Genomic DNA, 18,809 nt, shown 5'->3' with positions numbered 1-18,809 from the left:
AGGCAGTCTAATTTCGTTCGCGCATGGTGATACTATGACGACCAAGACAACGGGTGACCAATCCCTCTTCACAACGGACCAGGCGCTCAACAGCCACGCCTCCGCCAAAACCATTCTCATCGCTGTCGATGACTCGGACGAGTCCGCCCGCGCCCTGCACTATGTCGGCGCGCTGCTCCGGGACATTCAGGACGTGAACGTGACATTGTTTCATGTGCTGAACCCCATGCCCCGGGAACTGATGGAGCACGGCGGCTCGGAGAACCCTGAGACTGAACACCATCTCGGCGAACAACTCCGCAAGGACCAGGAAGAATGGATACGTACTGAAGGCGTCATCGAATATCCCATCCTGGTGACGGCGATGGAACGACTCGGGCAGACCGGATTTCCTCTCGACCGTGTCACGCTCAAGTTGGGACATGAACGCGATATCGCCGACAGCATCATGGATGAAGCCAGGGCCGGAGGATATGGCACCGTCGTGGTGACCCGACACGGGCCGACGGGAACCAAGCGACTCTTCAGCAGCCGCATCACCGACCGCCTGGTGCGGGACCTGTCCGGAGTCGCGCTCTGGGTCCTGGGATAATCTTGTGACAGGCGCAACTATCGTCCTGAAGCATGAGCGTTAGGCGCGCCTCGGAGGCTACCATGAACTGCACCAGTTGTGAGACTGCGCTCCCGTTGCGGGCCCGCTTTTGTCCCGCCTGCGGGGTGCACGTGACATTGCCGGAGGATCCGGCGTTCGATGAAGCAGCCTTGCAAGCGGCCGGGTGCGGGGACGAGTTGAACCAACGAACGGCTCCGGCGCCCCTCGACCATGAAGCCTTGAAGGCACGGCTGATCGATTGTTATGTGAATTTTTCCATGGCCAGGGAACTATCCGGATGGCTGCAAGCACTCGGGCGTCCATCAACGGGAACGATGCAGGAGAAACTCACTCGTGTGCGACAACAAGCGGATTCGCTGGTACTGCCGGCCGAAAGTCTTCCTCGCCAGACCATCTGGTACCTGAACCGATATGACGAGAAGATTCTCACGGAGATTTGCGAAGAGCTTGGTATCGACAACAGCGGACCAAAGGAGCGGCAGATCACCAGGATCTATCATGCCGTGGGTCTGCGTGAGGGCTGGCTCCAACCGCTGTCGGAAGATGCTCGAAACATCATCACCGAGACGTTTCTGCCTATCCTGAGGGCGGTCGATCACAGGAATTATGCTGACCTCGACCAGTGGGGTGAACTCGGAGACCTGCTCGACAGGGAAAGTAGGAATCGGCCCGATCATCAAGGCCATGGGAGCGCCTTCATGGCCGTCCTGATTCCCAGCTTACTCCAAGAGGCGCATCGGGATCTGCTTCAACATGAACTCGATGCCAGAGCCGGGAAACCCTTCTGACGACACAACACCGGTCCCCTCGGGCCTCTGACAGCAGAGGCCCGAAAGCCCTCCCCTCTGCCGAACCGACCGTCGCAGTCTTCATGAACTGATGTATTGGTGGAGATAGGCGATGAGCGCCTCCTTTTCCTCCATCAGCAGCGCAACCATATCCCGGAGCGAGACAATCCCGATAAACTCCTCGTTGTCGAACACCAAGAGGTGGCGACAGCGATGTTCCTTCATCAGATTCAAACAATGGTTCGCAGTATCCTTCGGGCTCACGGTGACCATGTTTTTCGTCATCACATCCTTGATCTTTACCTTCTCAGGATCTCGCTTCCGACCGACGACGCGCATCATCAAGTCTCGCTCCGTGAAAACGCCGGTGATCTTGGAGGAACTGGTGATGAGCGCCGATCCGACGAATTCCTCGGCCATCAGCGTCGCGGCATCGAGCACGGTATGATTCTCGTCGATCGTCACCACCCTGTGAACAATTTTCGAGGCAATATTCCACGCCATCGCCGCCTCCTTTCCGTTGGATGCAAGGTGGAGGGAGCCTGTCCTTTACGCCAGGGACAGGGCCCGCGTAACGCCGACGCCCATCGAAACCGGAGTCAGAACCTCCTTCATCGAAGGATCAGGATGGGGCAGGTCACTTTGTGCAAGACCGCATGTGACACGCTGCCGAGCAGAAAGTGTTCGAGGCCTTTCCAACCATGCGAGCCGACAATCACAAGATCGGCATGGCCTGCCGCGTTGATAATGCAATGCGCCGGATCACCATGCTCGACTTGCGCGGTGACGCCGGAATACATGGTTCGCAAGGCTGCCGCCGTTTCGTCCACAAGCTGCCGGGCATACTGATCCATTTCAGCCGTCCATTTGTCGTATCGAAAGTCCATCGTCGAATCGCCGATGGGAATGGTCGGCACGACGGTCAAGAGCGACAGTTCGATCGGCCGGCTGAACCGGTGAGTGCTCAACCAGGTACGCAGCCGGAGTGAATCCTCATACCCTTCCACGGTGAGCAACACCCGTCGAATGCTCCCCGGGTCGTCTCTGACCAGCAAGGCCGAGCAGGGGGCATGCAAAACCACCCGATGCGAGACGCTGCCCAAGACCAATTCCGCAAGGCGTCCACGCCCCCGTGATCCGACCGCAACCAAGTCGGCATGAGTCGAACGAATCGCCTCCAGCACAACCGGCGCCGGGTTCCCGATCTTATAGACTCGCTGGATGGAAGGAACCGTGACCGGCACCAATGCCCCGGTTTGATCAAGCAGGCGCTCTCCTGCTGCCACCATTCCCTCGCGCAATGCTCCAGCGCTGTTACGGCCGAGCGGTTGCGCAAAGAGCGGGTTTTCGAACGGCCGGAGGTCCACCGCGTGGATGAGGGTCAATGCTTCATGAGTGAAGAGACGGCAGACGACCTTGACGGCGTTGAAAGACTGCTCGGACCAGTCGACGGCAACGACGGTGCGCATCGCAGCCTCCTGAAGCGAAGGCGTGTCGGCAATCGCTCTTCTAGGAGGCAGAGAACCCTCATTCAGTAGAGCGACATCCGCAGATTGCAGGATGCGCCATCATACTCCCTATCCGGCGATGGAGGTCAAGCACAGCGAAAATATTTGGCTGGTAGGGCTCAGAACGGAGCTGGCCGATGGGGAGAAACCCATCGAATATCGCAACGTGCAATAGAATAAGCACGCCCGAGTCGTGAATGGGAACAGGAGTATGCCGCCGGGACCGGATCAGCTCCCTGTGTGCAAAGACCGCTAGCAGTGCGTTGACAAACTACATACTCAGAGCCGAAATGTGGGGACCAGCCTAGTTACAGACGTTCGCAGAATCCGCCGCAGGCTGTTGAGAAAGGCGGTCCGGCAAGGCCGCAGCAAGCGAAGAGGCGAATCGTACTCGTGCCGTACGGTGAGCCTCTGAGGTTCACGACGCGCGGAGTAACGCGCGTCACGTTTGTGAACGCCGCCGAGCCGGTGAGGCGGCAGTGTCTTGCGAGAACGCCGCTGGCGGCCTTTGTCAACAGCCTGCTAGCCGGCGTAACGCACATCACGGACATCGGCGAGGGACAGATACGCCTCTCCCCATTGATGGGAGCTCTGGAGACTCCAAGGCTCATCGACTTGGATGGGCCTGAACCGTAGACCATAGAGCCCTCCATACACGAGGTACGCCAACCCCGATCCCGAATCTTCAATCAGCTGGACGTAGGCGGGACATGTGGGAACCTGTTCATTGTCGCTCCAGCCCGTCACCCAGCACCACTCACCGGTAGGGTTTCGCTCATACAGCCGGACTTGAACCACCGGTCGAGCCGGCCCGACTTCCTTGAAGCGCGCGAAGAAGCTGGTGTCGCAATTGTCGTTCGATTCAACTTCCACGATCATGAGGCCCTCACGTAACTGCTGATAGGTTCATCGCGGAGGATGGCCGGTTGAAACACTGCCCTTACCGAAGGGGCGCGCGATCAATTCAATCATAGATTGATCTGTTGCCACCAGCATAGGCATCATCTTCAGGGCTACGCCTGAGGATGCTCCTCAGGCTAAGTTGTCGCTGTGCCGGCGAAGAAATTTTCCGGAATGAGAAATCCACAGGATGCTACGCCTCCGTAATTCATCTGAAGGCCAGAGTTTCCACCACGGTGCACACAACAGTCCATCCGAGCAAAGGAAAATCAAGCATGACCTCTGAGAACGTTCCGGCAGTGGTGGCCCGATATTTTAGCGCCATAGGAGAGATGGACCCTGACGCCTGGGTCGCCTGCTTCGCAGAGCAGGGAACCAGTTACGAACCGGGAGCACCCGCACCGCTACAGGGCCATGCGGCATTGCGACAATTTCTAGCGGGGGTGCTCGGAGCCTTTGAAAAGATCACCATGACGCAGGACCACGTCTTCCTATCCGGCAACCGGGTCGCGGTGAAGTTCACGGGGCACGGCACCGGCAAAAATGGCGGGCAGGTGAGCTTCGAAGGCATCGATGTGTTCGAGATCAACCAGGAAGGAAAAATCCAAACGATGTGGGGCTACTGGAACCCAGCGGCCATGCTGGCGCAATTGCAGGGGTAATCAGTGAAGATCATAATGCAATAGACGGTTACGTCCGGTGTAAGTACTGATCAGAATGCAATGAAGTCAGTACTTTAAAGCATGTGAAATCGACGCATGGACGCCTCGATTAGAGGACGAACACCGGGCGGGCACGGCACCTGCCGCCTTGCTCTTGATCGTCTGTTCGGCGCAAGCCGTAGGCGCAGTCCATTTAACTCGTTCACATGAGCTATCCAGCAAGTTTTCACAGTTCGTCCGTGTCGCTTCTTCACATCGTCCTGGATCTGGCGATACGTAGCCATTCTTCCTCCTAATCAGCCGATAGCGGCATTCGAGTCTGTGTTTTAACGGATTGCTGCTGATCAACCTCGCGTAGAACGATCCGCCTCTAGCGGCGTATTAGCCCGATCCTTCGCCGAAAAACACGGTAGCTGTGCAGTGCCCGTAGAAAGCGAGCCGCATTAGACATCGGTATTGAACCATTGACTTATGGACTCTGTACCAGAATACGTCGGGGTTCTCGCCGTACTGTGTCTGCGCGGCGAACAGCTGCTGCGCGCAATTGAATAGGACGAGTCGGTTGGCGTCGACGTCGGCTTGGGCAGGAGCCTCGGGGAACGCAATGAAGTCTGGTAACACAAGGACTTTGCCAGTCCAGCGTTGGCCAAAGTGGTGAGAGTAGAGACCGCGTGCTATCAACTCGAGCACTTTCTGGAAACGTGCGCCATCCAGCGGTATTTCGACTGCATCGTGCTTCGTACATGAATGACTATCGGCTACGACGACATCCTTGGCATAGCTCAGGACTGAACTGCCGAGAGCCGGGCGTCGAGTATGCGCACGCTTGAGCTTGGTCGCCACTTGCCCTCTGGCTACGGCGTTCGCTGGCAAGCTGGTGCTCAAGACCCACAAGAAGTATGAGTCATCATCGGACTTCGCCAAGTTGTGATCTTTGCATGCTGGTACAGTGATGAGGTTGCGCCGGTAGTCTTGCGTGCCGTCGGTATCTTTGGCCTCCGGGAAGAGGCATGCTGGCGGCACGTGCTCGCGCGACATCGCAGGATTGCTGCATGCAAAGCAGGTGTCGTTCATTTATTCCTGGCCAACACTATATTATCTTGTTCCGTAGTTAGATACCGACTGCCTTGCGGTACTGAATAAGCACTGTCGGACATCCTGCCAGGATTGCGACGCAAATCCAAGGATTTCGTAGGGGTGTTTCTCTGCCTCTCCTCTAGAGGGTGGGCCGATTGGTCTCCCACTGCGCGCGTCCAACGAGGGGAGTCCTCGACCGCGCGTTGCGCGAGCAAGAGAGACTAACGGGCCTCCTTCTTTCCGCAATTACTCCCCCGCCTAACAAAAGAGGGTGGGCTGATCGATCCTCAACTGCGCGCGTCGAACGAGCAGCGTCCGAGGTGCGCGTTCCGCGAGCAAGAGGACGACCAGCCCGCCCTCTCCCCTACTTCCACCCCTCCCCGCTCGTCCCTCCGCCCATGCCGCCGAAGTTCCCGCCAAACCCTCCTTGGCCGCTGCCCCAATACTGGCCTTTTCTAATCCGCCCATAGGGATGGCGCAGATCGGGCCGGCTGAGCCACCAGAGAAACCACAATGCGCCGCTAGCCGTGGTGATGGTGATCCAGAAGCCGAGTCCGCGAAAGTGTGCCTTCTGCACGTTGGACACACGAATGTCCTGCGAGACCGACGCCAATCCCACGACGGTTCGATAGAGTCCTTCGCCGAAGTGGCCGTTCTTGATGGCAGGGTCGAGATATTCATGCCCGACCTTCCCGACCACATTTCCACCCATCACCGGCAACATCCGTCGTCCCATGGTGACGGCCGCCTGGCGCTCCTGCACCGACAACAGCACCAACACCCCATGCTCATTCTGGGCCGAACCGATGCCCCATTTCTGATAGAGACCGACCGCATAGTCATTGGCCGAACCATAGGGTTTCAGCGTGGGCACGGTGACGACCACCATTTCGACCCCGGTCTTGCGTTCAAGATCCTGGCAGACCGAACGGATTCTGGCGCGCCACTCCGCATCGATCACCCCGGCATGGTCGCTGACATAGCCCTGCGGGTCATATGATGGCACAGGCTCACGGGCAAACCCGACCGGCACTGTAGCCAACAGCAGCAGAAGGCCCAACCCCACAATGGAACCGATGATGATCCTGAATCGATGACTCATCGCGGCGTCACCGCCCCATCCGGGCGTATCAGCGCAATCAATGCGTCGAGGTTCGCTGCATACCGTTCGAACAACCGCGGCACCTCCACCGGACCTGGAGAAATAATACCCCGCTTCAGCTCCAACACATCAGTCAGTCCGGCGAGATCGAGCCCCGTCAACGTGCGAATCCCGGCGAGCAACGCATCCGACTGAAACAAGGCCGGTTGTCCGGCAATCCGTTGCAAGCCGCGCAAGCAGGGCAGCAACGCGGTCAGCGAGAGCGGCAACAACATGGTCATCGCTTCTTCCGTGCCGCCGCCTTCGATATATCGCTGCCGCAGACGCACCAGGTTCCCTTGAATGCCCTGCTGCACTTGATAGGCCAAATGCGTCCGGTCGATGTGCATGCCGATGAACGGATCCCGCCCCCAGAGCACACGATGTTGTTCCTGAATCTCCAGATACTCCAGGGGAAAGACGGTGCCGGGTCGCGTGAGTTCGGCCTCCGTCACCAGGAGCGGCACCACGAATTGTTCACGACTCCAACGCTTATGCGCCTTCGCATACCGCTTCATGCCCTCGCGCTCGTACCCGGACAGCATGAGCAACAGATTCAGATTCGACCGGCCGGGCAGGAATTCCCCTCCCACGGCGCTGCCGTAGAGCAGAATGCCTTCCAGCTGCGACCCAAGCAACGCGGTGGTTTCCTTCACGTATCGCTTGAGTAGTTGCTGAACCTCGGAGGGAATATCGAGTGCAGTGGGTTGTGTCACAAACACCTCTCTCGTCGTGTAGGCAGGATGCTGAAAAATCCCGCCGGCGGCGTTCTCGCTGCGTACCAAGTCTGAGTTGTCTTAAGACACGGCCGGCTCACCGTCTCGCCGGCGTCCACAAACGTGGCGCTCATTATGCTTCGCGCCGTGGACCTCGCTGCGGCCTTGCTGGACGGCCTTTTGAGCATCCTGTGCTGGGTTTATTGTTGCCCGAACCGAAATATCTCCCTGTCACGATTCATTCGATGATCGCACCTGAGCGCGCGGATCGGGCAGGAATCCCGCCGCCATCACCCGATCGAGCAGTGAAAACGGAGGACGACTTCGCAAGCCGGCGGTCGTCGAGAGCACACGATAGCGCAGCCTGGCATTCCGGTCGAGCGTCCGGAACACCCGATCCCGCAAATAGGCCACCAGCGGATTGCCGGTATTCCAAAATCGACATTGCTCATCGGCCAACCGCTGCAACATGGACACCTGCGGCCGCCGGGCCACCTCGAACGCGCGTAACGACTCAGCAGAGAAATCGTTCTTCTTCAACCAACCGGGAATGAGATCCGCCACGACCACCGCGTCCACCATCGCCTGCATCCGCCCCTGAGACGCATGCGGGTTCATGGCGTGCGCCGCATCCCCGATGAGCAAGGCGCCATCCGCCACCCATCGATCGGTTTTCACACGTCCGGTGGGCATGTAACCCGTCTGGCTCCAATCGACCAGTTCTTGGACAATCCCTTCCATGCCGGGATCGATTCGGACCCAGGCCCTCCGCAACGCCTCCAACCCCTGAGCTTTGACCGCCTCATACGATCCGGCCTTGATCATATAGAAGGCGTAGACCTGTTGCCCGGCGGCAGGAAAGAGGCCCAGGATTTCGCGCTTGCCCACCAGATACCGTGCCTCGTCGAAGCCAGGCGGAGCCTTGAGAATGGCAATGAGATAACTTTGGGGATACCGATGGAGTTGGGCGGTGATACCGAGCGACTCGCGTACTTTGGACAACGCACCGTCGGCGCCGACGACCAGCCGCGCCGAAATATCGACCGGTTCCCCGTGACGTGTTGCCTGCAAACCGATCACCCGCGAACCGTCGAACCGGAGGCCGGTAAAGGTGGCGTCGTACCAGAGCGCGCCGGGATTCTGTTGTTCCAGCGCATCGAGGATGGCATGGTGCGCCACGTTGGGCAGCGTCACCAGAGCACGATTGTAGGGAGCCGGCAAGTCGCCATAATCCACCGTACAGAGCCGTTCACCGCCCGCCCGGCAAAAGTTGAATCGCCGGACCGACCGCACCGCGTGGACAGGAAGCTTGTCCAATAATCCGAGGCGATCGAGCACGCGCTGCCCGTTCGGCTGCAGGATCTCGCCCCGCAATCCCTGCGGCGGCCCGGCGGCCCGCTCCAACACCAGCGACCGCACGCCCTGTTGCGCAAGCATCAGGGCCAATACGGCGCCCCCGCCGCCCGCCCCGACAATCGCCACATCTGTCTCGATCATTGCACGGCCCATAGGCGGCTCGCCCTACTGAGTCCAGGTCATAAATCGTTCGTGGTCGTTCCACATGGTCAGAAACTTCTCGCGGGCCTTCGCTGTCAATCGCGCATCGGTGATGACATCGAGACGTTCGTCATTGTACCGGTTCCCGCTCGTCGTATGGTTGGCTGAGCCGGACGTATTGATGGCATCGTCGATCACGACCTGCTTCAGATGCATCAAGGCCTCATGCCGGTTGATCCTGATGGGCACGCCCGCCAGTCGCAATGTATTCACGGCGCTGTGCTGCTTCGGATCGTTGAGACGTTCGCGATCGGTGATCACCCGGACATCCACGCCCCGGCGTTTCGCCTCCACCAGCGCCTTCACCACCGAAGGCGCCGTCAACGCATAGACGGACACGTAGATGTACCGCGTCGCATGGGCATAGAGACCGACCACCCGGTCGATGGGCTGATCCTCAGGCGCATAGTAGACATCAATCGTGGCGGAGGCGCAGACAGGAACGTGCGTCAGGCAAATTACAGCAACGACAGTCCAGGCGACCAGCTGAGAAGAGATCAGACGACTCATGCGGAGACTAGCTGGCAGCAGAGGTTTGATGAGCGCATGTGATGTTCGATGAGTTACACATGAGATACGGATGGATTCCCGCAGGATGCTCAAAACGTTCGTCCAGCAAGGCCGCAGCGAATGAAGATCCGAAGCGTACCCTTGCGATACGTTGAGGACCTGAGCGATGCGAGAACGCCGCTGGCGGAGGTTTTCAGCATCCTGCTAGCACAGATCACTCTAGGTCGAAGAGCGTTCGAAAATGGTCGTCGGATTCTTCCCAAGCTTGAGGCGAGGTCGTGGACAACCACTCGCGCAAAAAGCCCTTCTGCTCCGGCGTCAACATCTGCTTGATCTGATGCGACCGTCCCTGCAAGGGTTGGAGAAAACCGGCGCGCGTACGAAAATCGAGTGTCGCGGTCCGCACATAGATATTCGTGTACATGGAGGGACTGTCGTCCTCGCCTTCCCCCTGCACCCACACCGACAAAAATTTTTCCATCTGCAACCCGGCGCTATCCAAGGCCGGTTCCGCATCATGAAACAGCTCGTTTTCCGACTCTTTCAGCGGAGCCGCCTCGTGCGCGCGAAATAAGAAATTTTTCTTCCACATGCCCTACCCTCCAGACCGGCGCATACTGTAAGCTAGGCATGGTGAAAGTCAAGAAAGCGGCCGCCTGCCCCGTGCGACTCCGCAGCAGCCTCCGCCACATCGACCCACCGGGGTCTGTTGCCTTGACAAAACAAGAATGCGTTTGCTAACTTCTTGAAATTATTTAGCAGTTTACAGAAAATCACTGTGAGCTCATCGAAACACTGAGCACCTACACGTAAGGCGCAACAAGAATACCTTTTCACAGGATACTCAAAATGGCCGTCCAGCAAGGCCGTAGCGAACGAAGGAACGAGGCGTACCCTTGCGGTACGTTGAGGACCTGAGAGATGCGAGAACGCCGCTGGCAGACATGTTCAGTATCCTGCCGGACCCTTACCTTCTCAGGAGCAGATATGCAGGTCATGATCAACGGCAAGTCCGAAGAGATCGCAGGAGGCAGCGTGCTGGATCTCTTGAAAGCCAAGAGCATCGAACCCCAAATGGTGGCGGTTGAAGTGAATGACATCATGCTCGAACGGACACACCTCGAGACGACACAGCTGAAAGACGGCGATCATGTGGAATTTCTGTTCTACATGGGCGGTGGCCGGTGACCGTCAAGGCCCATGCAGATATCACCGAGCTGATCGGCGGAACCCCGCTGGTTCGACTCAACCGCCTGAGCAAACCGGGCGGGGCCACGATCTACGCCAAGGTGGAATCGTTCAATCCGGGCGGCAGTATCAAGGACCGCATCTGCTTGAACATGATCAACGAGGCCGAGCGCCTGGGCAAACTAAAGCCGGGCGGCACCATCGTCGAACCGACCAGCGGCAATACCGGCATCGGCCTGGCGCTGGTGGCGGCGGTACGGGGATATAAACTCATTTTGGTGATGCCCGAGAGCATGAGCATGGAACGAGCCAGCCTCCTGTCGTCCTATGGAGCACAGCTCGTGCTCACCGCGGCATGGGAAGGCATGAAAGGCTCGATCAAGGAAGCGGAGAGCATCGTCGCGCAGAATCCGTCTTACTATATGCCCGACCAGTTCTCCAACCCGGCCAACCCGGATATGCACCGGAAAACGACCGGCCCGGAAATTGTGAATGCCCTGGATGGACGCGTGGACGCCTTCGTGGCGGCAGTCGGTACCGGCGGCACCATCACAGGCTGCGGCGAGGTGATCCGCCAACGAAATCCGGCTGCCAAAATCGTGGCCGTGGAACCCGCCGGTTCGCCCGTGTTGTCCGGCGGAGACCCGGGGCCGCACAAGATCCAGGGCATCGGCGCCGGGTTCGTGCCGAAAGTGCTGAACCGCACGCTGCTCGACCGCGTGGTGACCGTGACCGACGATGAAGCCTATCAAACGGCGAAACTGCTCGCGAAGAAAGAAGGACTGCTGGTCGGCATCTCCGCAGGAGCCAACGTCTTCGCCGCGCAAAAGATCGCCGAAGAATTGGGGCCGGGGAAAAACGTCGTCACCATTCTCTGCGACACCGGCGAGCGGTATATCAGCATCGAAAAGTATTTCAACATTTGATCATTCGTAATGAATGATTGAGGGCGGATGCTCAAACTGGTCTCTCCGCAAGGCCGCAGGCGAGAGGAAACCGGAGGCATACCCGCTGGGTACGTTGAGGATTTCGTCGAGCCGAGAACGAAGCTGAAGGCCATTTTCAACATCCGGAAGATTTTCAACATCTGAGTTTGGTACAGATTACCTAGGGAGAGGAGGCTCAAAAGCGTTACCCGGCAAGACCGCAGCGAGTGAAGGGCCGAGGCGTACCCTTGCGGTACGTTGAGGGCCTGAACGATGCGAGAACGCCGCTGGTGACGGTTTCCAGCCTCCGTTGGACATGGAATTCACAGAAACACAGATCAACCGCTACAGCCGGCATATTCTTCTGCCTGAAGTCGGTGGCAAGGGGCAGAAGAAGATCGTGCAGGCGAAGGTCCTCATCGTCGGCGCAGGAGGGCTCGGCTCCCCTGCCGCGCTTTATCTCGCGGCCGCCGGAATCGGCACGATCGGCCTCATCGACAGCGATGTCGTGGACCTGAGCAACCTGCAACGGCAGGTTATTCACCAGACGCCGGACGTGGGCCGCCCGAAGGTCGTCTCCGGCAAGGAAAAGATTCAGGCGCTGAATCCCGACGTGAACGTGGTGATGTACGAAGAGCGACTCACCGCCGGCAATGCGCTGAAAATCATGAGCGGCTACGATGTGGTCATCGACGGCGTAGATAACTTCCCGACGAAGTTTCTGATCAACGATGCCTGTTATTTTGCCGGTAAACCCCTGGTGCATGGCGGCATTCTTCGATTCGACGGTCGTGTCACCACCATTATTCCGAAGAAGTCGGCCTGTTATCGCTGCGTGTTCAAAAAGCCGCCACCAGAGGGACTCGTCGCCTCCTGTCAGGAAGCCGGTGTCATCGGTGTGCTGGCCGGCATCATCGGAACCATCCAAGCCACCGAGGCTCTGAAACTGATCCTCGGCATCGGTCGCCCGTTGACCGATCGGCTGTTGGATTTTGATGCGCGCCGCACCCAGTTCAGAGAAATCCGCATTAAACGGAATCCCGATTGTCCGCTGTGCGGCGAACGGCCCACGATCACGGAGCTGATTGAAGACGGCGACGTCGCCGGGCCGACTTGTGCGCTCCCGGGTCAACGTAACTTGTAGCGAAGGTGTCTCCATGTCGAAAATGAAAGCGCTCGTGTGCCGGGAATGTGGGAAGGAATATCCACCCAAAGCCATCCACGTCTGTGAGATGTGCTTCGGCCCGCTGGAAGTGAAATATAACTACGATGAGATCAAGAGCACGATCTCGCGGAAGAAAATCGAGCAGGGTCCGAACAGCATGTGGCGCTATATCGACCTGCTGCCGGTCGAAAGCACCGCGATCATCGGCCCCCATGCCGGACTCACACCCTTGGTGCGGGCGAAAAATCTCGGCGCGCACCTGGGCATCGACGAGCTCTATATCAAGAACGATACGGTGAACCATCCGACCCTGTCGTTCAAAGATCGGGTCGTCTCGGTCGCCCTTACGCGCGCGCGGGAACTCGGCTTTGAAACGGTGGCCTGCGCCTCAACCGGCAACCTGGCCAACTCCGTCGCGGCTCACGCGGCGGCGGCCGGCATGAAGTGCTACGTGTTCATCCCGGCCGACCTTGAAGCGGCGAAGGTGCTCGGCAACCTGATTTACAAGCCGAACGTGGTCGAGGTCGAAGGCAACTACGACGATGTGAACCGGCTCTGCAGCGAAATCGCGGGTGAACATGGCTGGGCCTTCGTGAACATCAACATTCGCCCCTACTACGCCGAGGGTTCCAAAACGCTGGCGTTCGAAACCGTCGAACAACTCGGCTGGCGCACGCCGGATCAGGCCGTGATTCCGATGGCCTCGGGCTCCTTGCTGACGAAGATCTGGAAAGGCCTGCACGAAATGCATGCGCTGGGGCTGGTCGATTCCGTCCGCACCAAGATCAACGGTGCGCAGGCTGAGGGCTGCTCCCCGATCGCGACCGCCTTCAAGGCAGGCCGGGACTTCTTCAAGCCGGTCAAGCCGAAGACGATCGCCAAGTCGCTCGCCATCGGCAACCCGGCCGACGGCTACTACGCCTTGAAAGCCACCGCAGAAAGCAAAGGCGCGATGGACGCGGTGACAGACGAGGAAGTCGTGGAAGGCATCAAGCTGCTGGCCCAAACTGAAGGCATTTTCGCCGAGACCGCCGGCGGCGTGACCATCGGCGTGTTGTGCAAGCTCGTGAAGCAGGGATTGATCAAGAAGGGCGACGTCACGGTCGCCTATATCACCGGCAACGGGCTCAAGACCCAGGAAGCGGTTGTGGACGCCGTCGGACGTCCGTACCGCATCCAGCCCAGCCTGGTGAACTTCCAAAAAACATTCAAAATGGGAAAGAACAGTGGTGGTGACTCATGATTAAGGTTCGTATTCCAACGCCCCTGCGTCCCCTCACAAAGGGTCAGGGCGAAGTTGAATCCGCGGCAGCCAACATTGTGGACATGATCGGATCGCTCGACGCGACCTATCCGGGGCTGAAGAACCGTCTCTGCGATGAAAAAGGCGACTTGCGCCGCTTCGTCAACATCTACGTCAACGAGGAAGACATCCGCTTCCTCAACGGGAAAGAGACCTCGCTGAAAGACGGCGACGAAGTGTCGATTGTTCCCGCGATCGCCGGAGGGTAATCATGACGAGCCTACGATTCCACATTCGCTTCCCCGAAAATAAGATCAAAGAGCCGATCATTTATCAGATCGGCCATGAATATAAGGTGGTGACCAACGTGCGTCGGGCCGATGTACGCGAGACGACCGGATGGATGGATCTCGAACTGACCGGCGAGACGGAAGAGATCGAGCGAGCCATCGACGGCATTCGCACCAAAGGCTGCGTGGTCGATCCCATTGAGTTGAACGTGGTGGAATAACATCGGGTGAAGCGCACCTCGTGAAGTGACTCCCGGTTGAAGGCCGGACCGCTTCACGTTTCACGAACGACGAGAGACGAGTCGAATGGAATTTACCGAACAGCAAATACAGCGCTATAGCCGGCACATCATCCTCAACGAGGTCGGCGGCAAGGGACAGGTCAAACTGTCCAAGGCCAAGGTCCTCCTGATCGGAGCCGGGGGACTCGGCTCGCCCGCAGCCCTGTATCTGGCGGCTGCCGGCATCGGCACCATCGGCCTGGTGGACGGCGACGTGGTGGATCTCTCGAATCTCCAGCGGCAGATTCTCCATACGACTGCCACCATCGGGGTGCCCAAGGTGGAATCCGGGAGAAGGATGCTGTCGGCCATCAACCCCGACATCACGATCAAGACCTATCAGCTGAACGTCGATACCGAGAATATTCTTGGACTCGTGTCCGACTATGACATCGTGCTGGACGGCTCCGACAATTTCACCACGCGCTTCCTCGTCAACGATGCCTGTTTCTTCGCGAGGAAGACACTCATCTCGGCCAGCATGTTTCGCTTCGAAGGACAGCTCACAACCATCAAGCCGCATGCCGGTTACCCTTGCTACCGATGTCTCTACCCGGAACCGCCGCCGGCCGGATTGGTCCCGAACTGTCAGGAAGCCGGTGTACTGGGGGTCCTGGCCGGAACCATGGGCATCCTCCAAGCCTCTGAAGCCATCAAGGAAATTCTGGGCATCGGCGAGACAATCGCGGACAAGCTCGTGATCTACGATGCGCTGGAGATGAAGTTCCGGAAGGTGTCGCGCCCGAAAGATCCGCGTTGCCCCCTCTGTAGCGCCACGCCGACGATCAAAGATCTAGGCGGAGATTACAGCGTCGCCTGCACCATCTGATATGCCCGATCTATCGATTCCGCAACACATCCTGGATCAGATCGTCACGCATGCGCGCGAGTTAGCGCCGTTCGAATGCTGCGGCCTGCTCGCCGGGACGAACAAGACCGTCACACACCTCTACCGCATCACCAACATCGTGGCCGTCGAAGGGGCGGAAAAACTCTCGACCTTCGATGACGACAAGGTCGCCCACCTCGAACGGCTATCCCCTGAGGAGCGGGCTGAGATCGCCTTCGTGATGGACATGGGGGATTTTTCGGCCGCTAAGAAAGACATCCGCAAGAACGGCTTGGACCTCCAGGTGGTCTACCACTCCCATCCGAAAGACCCGGCGCGCCCCTCGCACACCGACATTAAGATTGCCACCGATTACGAAGAAATCTGGGAACGCATCAATCTCCCCGTCCCCGCCTATCTCCTCGTGTCTCTCATGCACTCCCCCGCAGCGGACATCCGCACCTACTGGATCGCCGGCGGAAAAGTTCGCCCGGCCGACGTGCACATTATCTAGCCTCTGCTCACTCCAAGAATTCCAGCGGTCACCTCTACCAATCGCCCGGCAACGATGCCATAATCCGGCTTTGTCCTCTCATCCAAGGGAGCAATCGATGCGATTCACGCCATTCATCATCGCACTCATCCTCTGCCTGACCGGGATCACGAACCCCGGACACTCATCCGCCGCAGAAAAGAGCTACTACAGCCCGATCATCAATGTAGATGTCGATAACAGCCGCATCCTGATCTCAACCCTTGGTGCGGTCTTTTGGGTAGACGTTCCTGAGGAGGCAAAGCCTCACATCGAGAAACTGCCGCAATCCGGTCTCGTGGATATCGTCGTGGAAACGCGCGAGGGGCAGCCGCCGCTGCTGAAAAGCTGGAAGGTGAAGTCCGGCGAGTCGACCTGCCTGCACTTCGACGGGAAGGTCTGCAAGTAGCCTTCGCAGCCAGGTCGAGAAGGCCGACCCGCAGGCCGTCCTACCAGATGAGCTGCAATGGTTTCCGAGAATCCTCCTGCGACACTTGACGAAGGGCGCGAGGCAGCTACTCCGAACTCCCCAACATGTCGTCGACCAGGGGTCGATTGATATCCGTGCACCCGATGCAAATGGTATCGAACAACGATTCGTGGTCGGACACGAAATTCCGCTGATCGACCAGATTCTCGGCAAAGACCTGTTCGTAGCATACGTCACACAGCATCATGAGCCCGCGTGACACGGACACTGTTTTCCGGCCTGTACTCCCTGCCATAACGACTTCCTTTCATCTATATGATTCGGTGCGCACAGTCTTCGCTACACCGATCCCTTTTGCCTCGCGATCCAGAAATCTTCAGGCTCCAAATCAACACCACACACCGCGCACTCGTAAATCGACTCTCCCTCCGGCAACCGGATTTCCGTCCGGTCGATCCGGCCCCGACAGACATGATAAAAATGCCCCCGGGCGTCCTCATTGTCGAGCGGATCACTCTCGTAAATCAGCACCATACCCTTTACTCCCTTTGATCATCAGTCATGAAGTCTGCGCAACTGTAACACTCAATACTCGAAGGATGCTCAAAATGGGCGTCCAGCAAGGCCGCCGCGACGTGAAAGAGCGAGGCGTAGCCTTGCGGTACGTTGAGTTCTTTCACGATGCGAGAACGATGCTGGCGGACTTTTTCAGCATTCGGTTAAATTTTAAACTGGGCCTCGTACAGACCGGCATACACCCCGCCGCGTTTCATCAGGGCCTCGTGATCGCCTTCCTCAATAATCGTCCCGCGCTCCACCACGATGATGCGGTCCACGTCATGGAGTGTGGCCAGGCGATGTGCAATGATAAAGGTCGTTCGACCCTTGGTCAGATCGTTCAGGGCTTCACGGATTTTCACCTCGGTTTCCGTATCGATATTGGACGTCGCCTCGTCGAAGATCACGATGGGGGGATCTTTCAGCAGCACGCGCGCAATCGAAACCCGCTGCTTCTGCCCGACCGATAATTTTACCCCGCGCTCCCCGATCCAGCTATCATACCCGTCCGGCAGTCGGGTGATAAAGTCATGGGCTCGCGCCGCCCGGGCGGCCGCTTCCACACGCTCATGGCCGGCCGAGAGGTCGCTATAGACGATATTCTGGCGCACGGTGCCGTTGAAGAGAAAGGGCTCTTGCTGCACCAAGCCGATCTGCCCTCTCAGAAAGTCCAGCGGCAGATCTCGCACATCATGCCCATCGACCAGCACCGCCCCGCTGCGCACGTCGTAAAACCGCATCAACAGCTTCAAGAGCGATGTTTTGCCCGCTCCGCTCGGCCCGACCAAGGCGATCCGTTCGCCCGGCCTGACCGTGAGATTCACGTCGGAGAGAACGGTGCCGTCCTTCCGGTAGCCGAACCCCACATGCTGATACTCCACCGCGCCTCTCAGTCGTTCGACGGGCCGCACCGCGCCGGGACGGTCTTCAACCTCCGGTTTGGTATCGAGGATTTCAAACACACGCTCACTGGCCGCCAGCGCATGCTGCAGCATGTGATTCAACGAGTGGATTTCATTGATCGGCGTATAAAAGAGCCCGAGGTAAGAGAGGAACATCACCAACTGACCGACCGTCAGTTCTCCGGCCAGCACTTCTCCCGCGCCGTGCCACAGAATCAACAGCGTGCCGGTGCTGCCCACAAACACCATACCCGGCCAGTACCAGGACCACAGGAACATGGCCCGCAGGCTGTTTTGACTGTACGTCAGGCTCAATGTCTCGAATCGTTTGCGTTCATACTCGTGTTGATTGAAGCCGATGGTCTCTTTGATGCCCGACAAGGCATCCTGAAGATAGGCATTGAGGTCCGCCACGCTTTTTCGGATCTCGGCGTAGTACCCGTGCACCCGTCGCGTAAACCAGGCGGCACAGACGATCAGAATCGGAATGGGGAGCAGCGAAAGCAGCGCGAGCTTCCAGTTCAGCACGAACATCATGATCGTGATGCCGACCAGAGTCAGCGAGGCCGTCAGTAATCCCTCCAGTCCATCGACGAAAATCCGCTCGACATGTTCGGTGTCGCTGGTCACCCGGGTCATGATCTCACCCGTCGAGCGGTTCTCGAAATAGCTCAACGACAGGCGTTGCAGCGCCCCGAACACCTGCATGCGCAACGCATGCACGGCCTTCTGTTCGAGCAGATTGTTGAACCGGACCCGCATCGAGCTCATGAGATTCCGCAGGACATAGGAGCCGAGTAGCGCTCCCAACACCCAAGGCAACATCTCAGGACGCTTCGACTGGATCACATCGTCGATGACGATCTTAACGAGATACGGCGGAACCAATTCCAGCGCCGTGGCGAGACCCGCGCACACGAAGGTCACCACCGCCAGCATCCGGAACGGCTTGAGGTAAGACAGAACGCGTAGAAGCGAGTTCACGACGACTCG

General features: G+C 58.4%; 24 protein-coding genes. 12 read left to right on the top strand and 12 right to left on the bottom strand.

Translation table 11 applies throughout. The features are described 5' to 3' along the window. Nucleotides 1-34 precede the first annotated feature (34 nt). Nucleotides 35-592, top strand: a complete 558-nt coding sequence (locus H8K11_07825; GenBank protein ID MCS6263654.1) for a universal stress protein — start codon at nt 35-37, stop codon at nt 590-592. A gap of 62 nt (nt 593-654) precedes the next feature. After that, nucleotides 655-1,401 (top strand): zinc ribbon domain-containing protein, encoded by a 747-nt coding sequence (locus H8K11_07820; protein ID MCS6263653.1) that lies wholly within the window; start codon nt 655-657, stop codon nt 1,399-1,401. Nucleotides 1,402-1,482: 81 nt separating this feature from the next. Here the strand turns inward: H8K11_07820 and H8K11_07815 are convergent, their stop codons facing one another. From H8K11_07815 to H8K11_07805, 3 genes are all read right to left on the bottom strand, one after another. Continuing rightward, nucleotides 1,483-1,905, bottom strand: a complete 423-nt coding sequence (locus H8K11_07815; protein MCS6263652.1) for a CBS domain-containing protein — start codon at nt 1,903-1,905, stop codon at nt 1,483-1,485. Nucleotides 1,906-2,012: 107 nt separating this feature from the next. Beyond that, the gene (locus H8K11_07810; GenBank protein ID MCS6263651.1) at nt 2,013-2,870 is read right to left on the bottom strand and encodes a universal stress protein; all 858 of its coding nucleotides are present in this window, start codon (nt 2,868-2,870) and stop codon (nt 2,013-2,015) included. 561 nt (nt 2,871-3,431) lie between these two features. Continuing rightward, nucleotides 3,432-3,788 carry a hypothetical protein gene (locus H8K11_07805; GenBank protein MCS6263650.1) on the bottom strand — a complete coding sequence of 119 codons (357 nt, stop codon included), beginning with the start codon at nt 3,786-3,788 and terminating at the stop codon, nt 3,432-3,434. A 296-nt stretch (nt 3,789-4,084) separates the two neighbouring features. On the opposite strand from H8K11_07805, the gene H8K11_07800 reads away from it, so the two are divergent. Beyond that, nucleotides 4,085-4,471, top strand: coding sequence for a nuclear transport factor 2 family protein (locus H8K11_07800; GenBank protein ID MCS6263649.1), 387 nt, complete (start codon nt 4,085-4,087; stop codon nt 4,469-4,471). A 381-nt stretch (nt 4,472-4,852) separates the two neighbouring features. On the opposite strand, the gene H8K11_07795 is transcribed toward H8K11_07800, so the two are convergent. The 6 genes from H8K11_07795 to H8K11_07770 form a co-directional block, all read right to left on the bottom strand. After that, nucleotides 4,853-5,545 (bottom strand): hypothetical protein, encoded by a 693-nt coding sequence (locus H8K11_07795; protein ID MCS6263648.1) that lies wholly within the window; start codon nt 5,543-5,545, stop codon nt 4,853-4,855. A gap of 367 nt (nt 5,546-5,912) precedes the next feature. Continuing rightward, nucleotides 5,913-6,650 (bottom strand): TPM domain-containing protein, encoded by a 738-nt coding sequence (locus tag H8K11_07790; GenBank protein MCS6263647.1) that lies wholly within the window; start codon nt 6,648-6,650, stop codon nt 5,913-5,915. Further along, on the bottom strand, nt 6,647-7,405 hold the full coding sequence (locus tag H8K11_07785; protein MCS6263646.1) for a hypothetical protein: 759 nt from the start codon (nt 7,403-7,405) through the stop codon (nt 6,647-6,649). The genes H8K11_07790 and H8K11_07785 overlap by 4 nt, the downstream gene beginning before the upstream one ends. Before the next feature lie 231 nt (nt 7,406-7,636). Continuing rightward, nucleotides 7,637-8,914, bottom strand: coding sequence for an FAD-dependent monooxygenase (locus tag H8K11_07780; GenBank protein MCS6263645.1), 1,278 nt, complete (start codon nt 8,912-8,914; stop codon nt 7,637-7,639). A gap of 12 nt (nt 8,915-8,926) precedes the next feature. Beyond that, nucleotides 8,927-9,472, bottom strand: a complete 546-nt coding sequence (locus H8K11_07775; GenBank protein MCS6263644.1) for a hypothetical protein — start codon at nt 9,470-9,472, stop codon at nt 8,927-8,929. A 214-nt stretch (nt 9,473-9,686) separates the two neighbouring features. After that, nucleotides 9,687-10,064, bottom strand: coding sequence for a hypothetical protein (locus tag H8K11_07770; GenBank protein ID MCS6263643.1), 378 nt, complete (start codon nt 10,062-10,064; stop codon nt 9,687-9,689). Nucleotides 10,065-10,459: 395 nt separating this feature from the next. Here H8K11_07770 and thiS point away from each other — a divergent pair, with 395 nt between their 5' ends. The 9 genes from thiS (at nt 10,460) to H8K11_07725 (ending at nt 16,335) form a co-directional block, all read left to right on the top strand. Further along, a complete protein-coding gene (gene thiS / locus H8K11_07765) occupies nt 10,460-10,660 on the top strand; it encodes a sulfur carrier protein ThiS (protein ID MCS6263642.1) in 201 nt (66 codons plus the stop codon). After that, the gene (cysK, locus tag H8K11_07760) at nt 10,657-11,586 is read left to right on the top strand and encodes a cysteine synthase A (protein MCS6263641.1); all 930 of its coding nucleotides are present in this window, start codon (nt 10,657-10,659) and stop codon (nt 11,584-11,586) included. The genes thiS and cysK overlap by 4 nt, the downstream gene beginning before the upstream one ends. Before the next feature lie 316 nt (nt 11,587-11,902). Beyond that, complete coding sequence (gene moeB / locus H8K11_07755; protein ID MCS6263640.1) at nt 11,903-12,730, top strand: molybdopterin-synthase adenylyltransferase MoeB; 828 nt, start codon at nt 11,903-11,905, stop codon at nt 12,728-12,730. 13 nt (nt 12,731-12,743) lie between these two features. Further along, nucleotides 12,744-13,994 (top strand): threonine synthase, encoded by a 1,251-nt coding sequence (locus tag H8K11_07750; GenBank protein ID MCS6263639.1) that lies wholly within the window; start codon nt 12,744-12,746, stop codon nt 13,992-13,994. Next, entirely contained in the window at nt 13,991-14,263 is a 273-nt protein-coding gene (locus H8K11_07745; GenBank protein MCS6263638.1) for a MoaD/ThiS family protein, read from the top strand. Before H8K11_07750 ends, H8K11_07745 begins: the two co-directional genes overlap by 4 nt. 2 nt (nt 14,264-14,265) lie before the next feature. Further along, entirely contained in the window at nt 14,266-14,505 is a 240-nt protein-coding gene (locus H8K11_07740) for an NIL domain-containing protein (GenBank protein ID MCS6263637.1), read from the top strand. Between the two features lie 85 nt (nt 14,506-14,590). Then, the gene (gene moeB / locus H8K11_07735; GenBank protein ID MCS6263636.1) at nt 14,591-15,394 is read left to right on the top strand and encodes a molybdopterin-synthase adenylyltransferase MoeB; all 804 of its coding nucleotides are present in this window, start codon (nt 14,591-14,593) and stop codon (nt 15,392-15,394) included. 1 nt (nt 15,395) lies between these two features. Continuing rightward, entirely contained in the window at nt 15,396-15,908 is a 513-nt protein-coding gene (locus H8K11_07730; protein ID MCS6263635.1) for a M67 family metallopeptidase, read from the top strand. A gap of 97 nt (nt 15,909-16,005) precedes the next feature. Beyond that, nucleotides 16,006-16,335, top strand: a complete 330-nt coding sequence (locus H8K11_07725; protein ID MCS6263634.1) for a hypothetical protein — start codon at nt 16,006-16,008, stop codon at nt 16,333-16,335. 106 nt (nt 16,336-16,441) lie between these two features. Here the strand turns inward: H8K11_07725 and H8K11_07720 are convergent, their stop codons facing one another. The 3 genes from H8K11_07720 to H8K11_07710 all read right to left on the bottom strand — a co-directional run bounded on the left by H8K11_07720 (nt 16,442) and on the right by H8K11_07710 (nt 18,755). After that, a complete protein-coding gene (locus H8K11_07720) occupies nt 16,442-16,651 on the bottom strand; it encodes a hypothetical protein (protein ID MCS6263633.1) in 210 nt (69 codons plus the stop codon). Between the two features lie 44 nt (nt 16,652-16,695). Beyond that, nucleotides 16,696-16,890, bottom strand: coding sequence for a hypothetical protein (locus H8K11_07715; GenBank protein MCS6263632.1), 195 nt, complete (start codon nt 16,888-16,890; stop codon nt 16,696-16,698). 185 nt (nt 16,891-17,075) lie between these two features. Beyond that, a complete protein-coding gene (locus tag H8K11_07710) occupies nt 17,076-18,755 on the bottom strand; it encodes an ABC transporter ATP-binding protein (protein MCS6263631.1) in 1,680 nt (559 codons plus the stop codon). Nucleotides 18,756-18,809: the final 54 nt, after the last annotated feature.

The sequence above is a fragment of the Nitrospira sp. genome (assembly GCA_024998565.1).
Taxonomy (GTDB): Bacteria; Nitrospirota; Nitrospiria; order Nitrospirales; family Nitrospiraceae; genus Nitrospira_A.
Note: the sequence above shows the minus strand (reverse complement) of the source record. Positions and strands in the feature narration are given on the sequence as shown.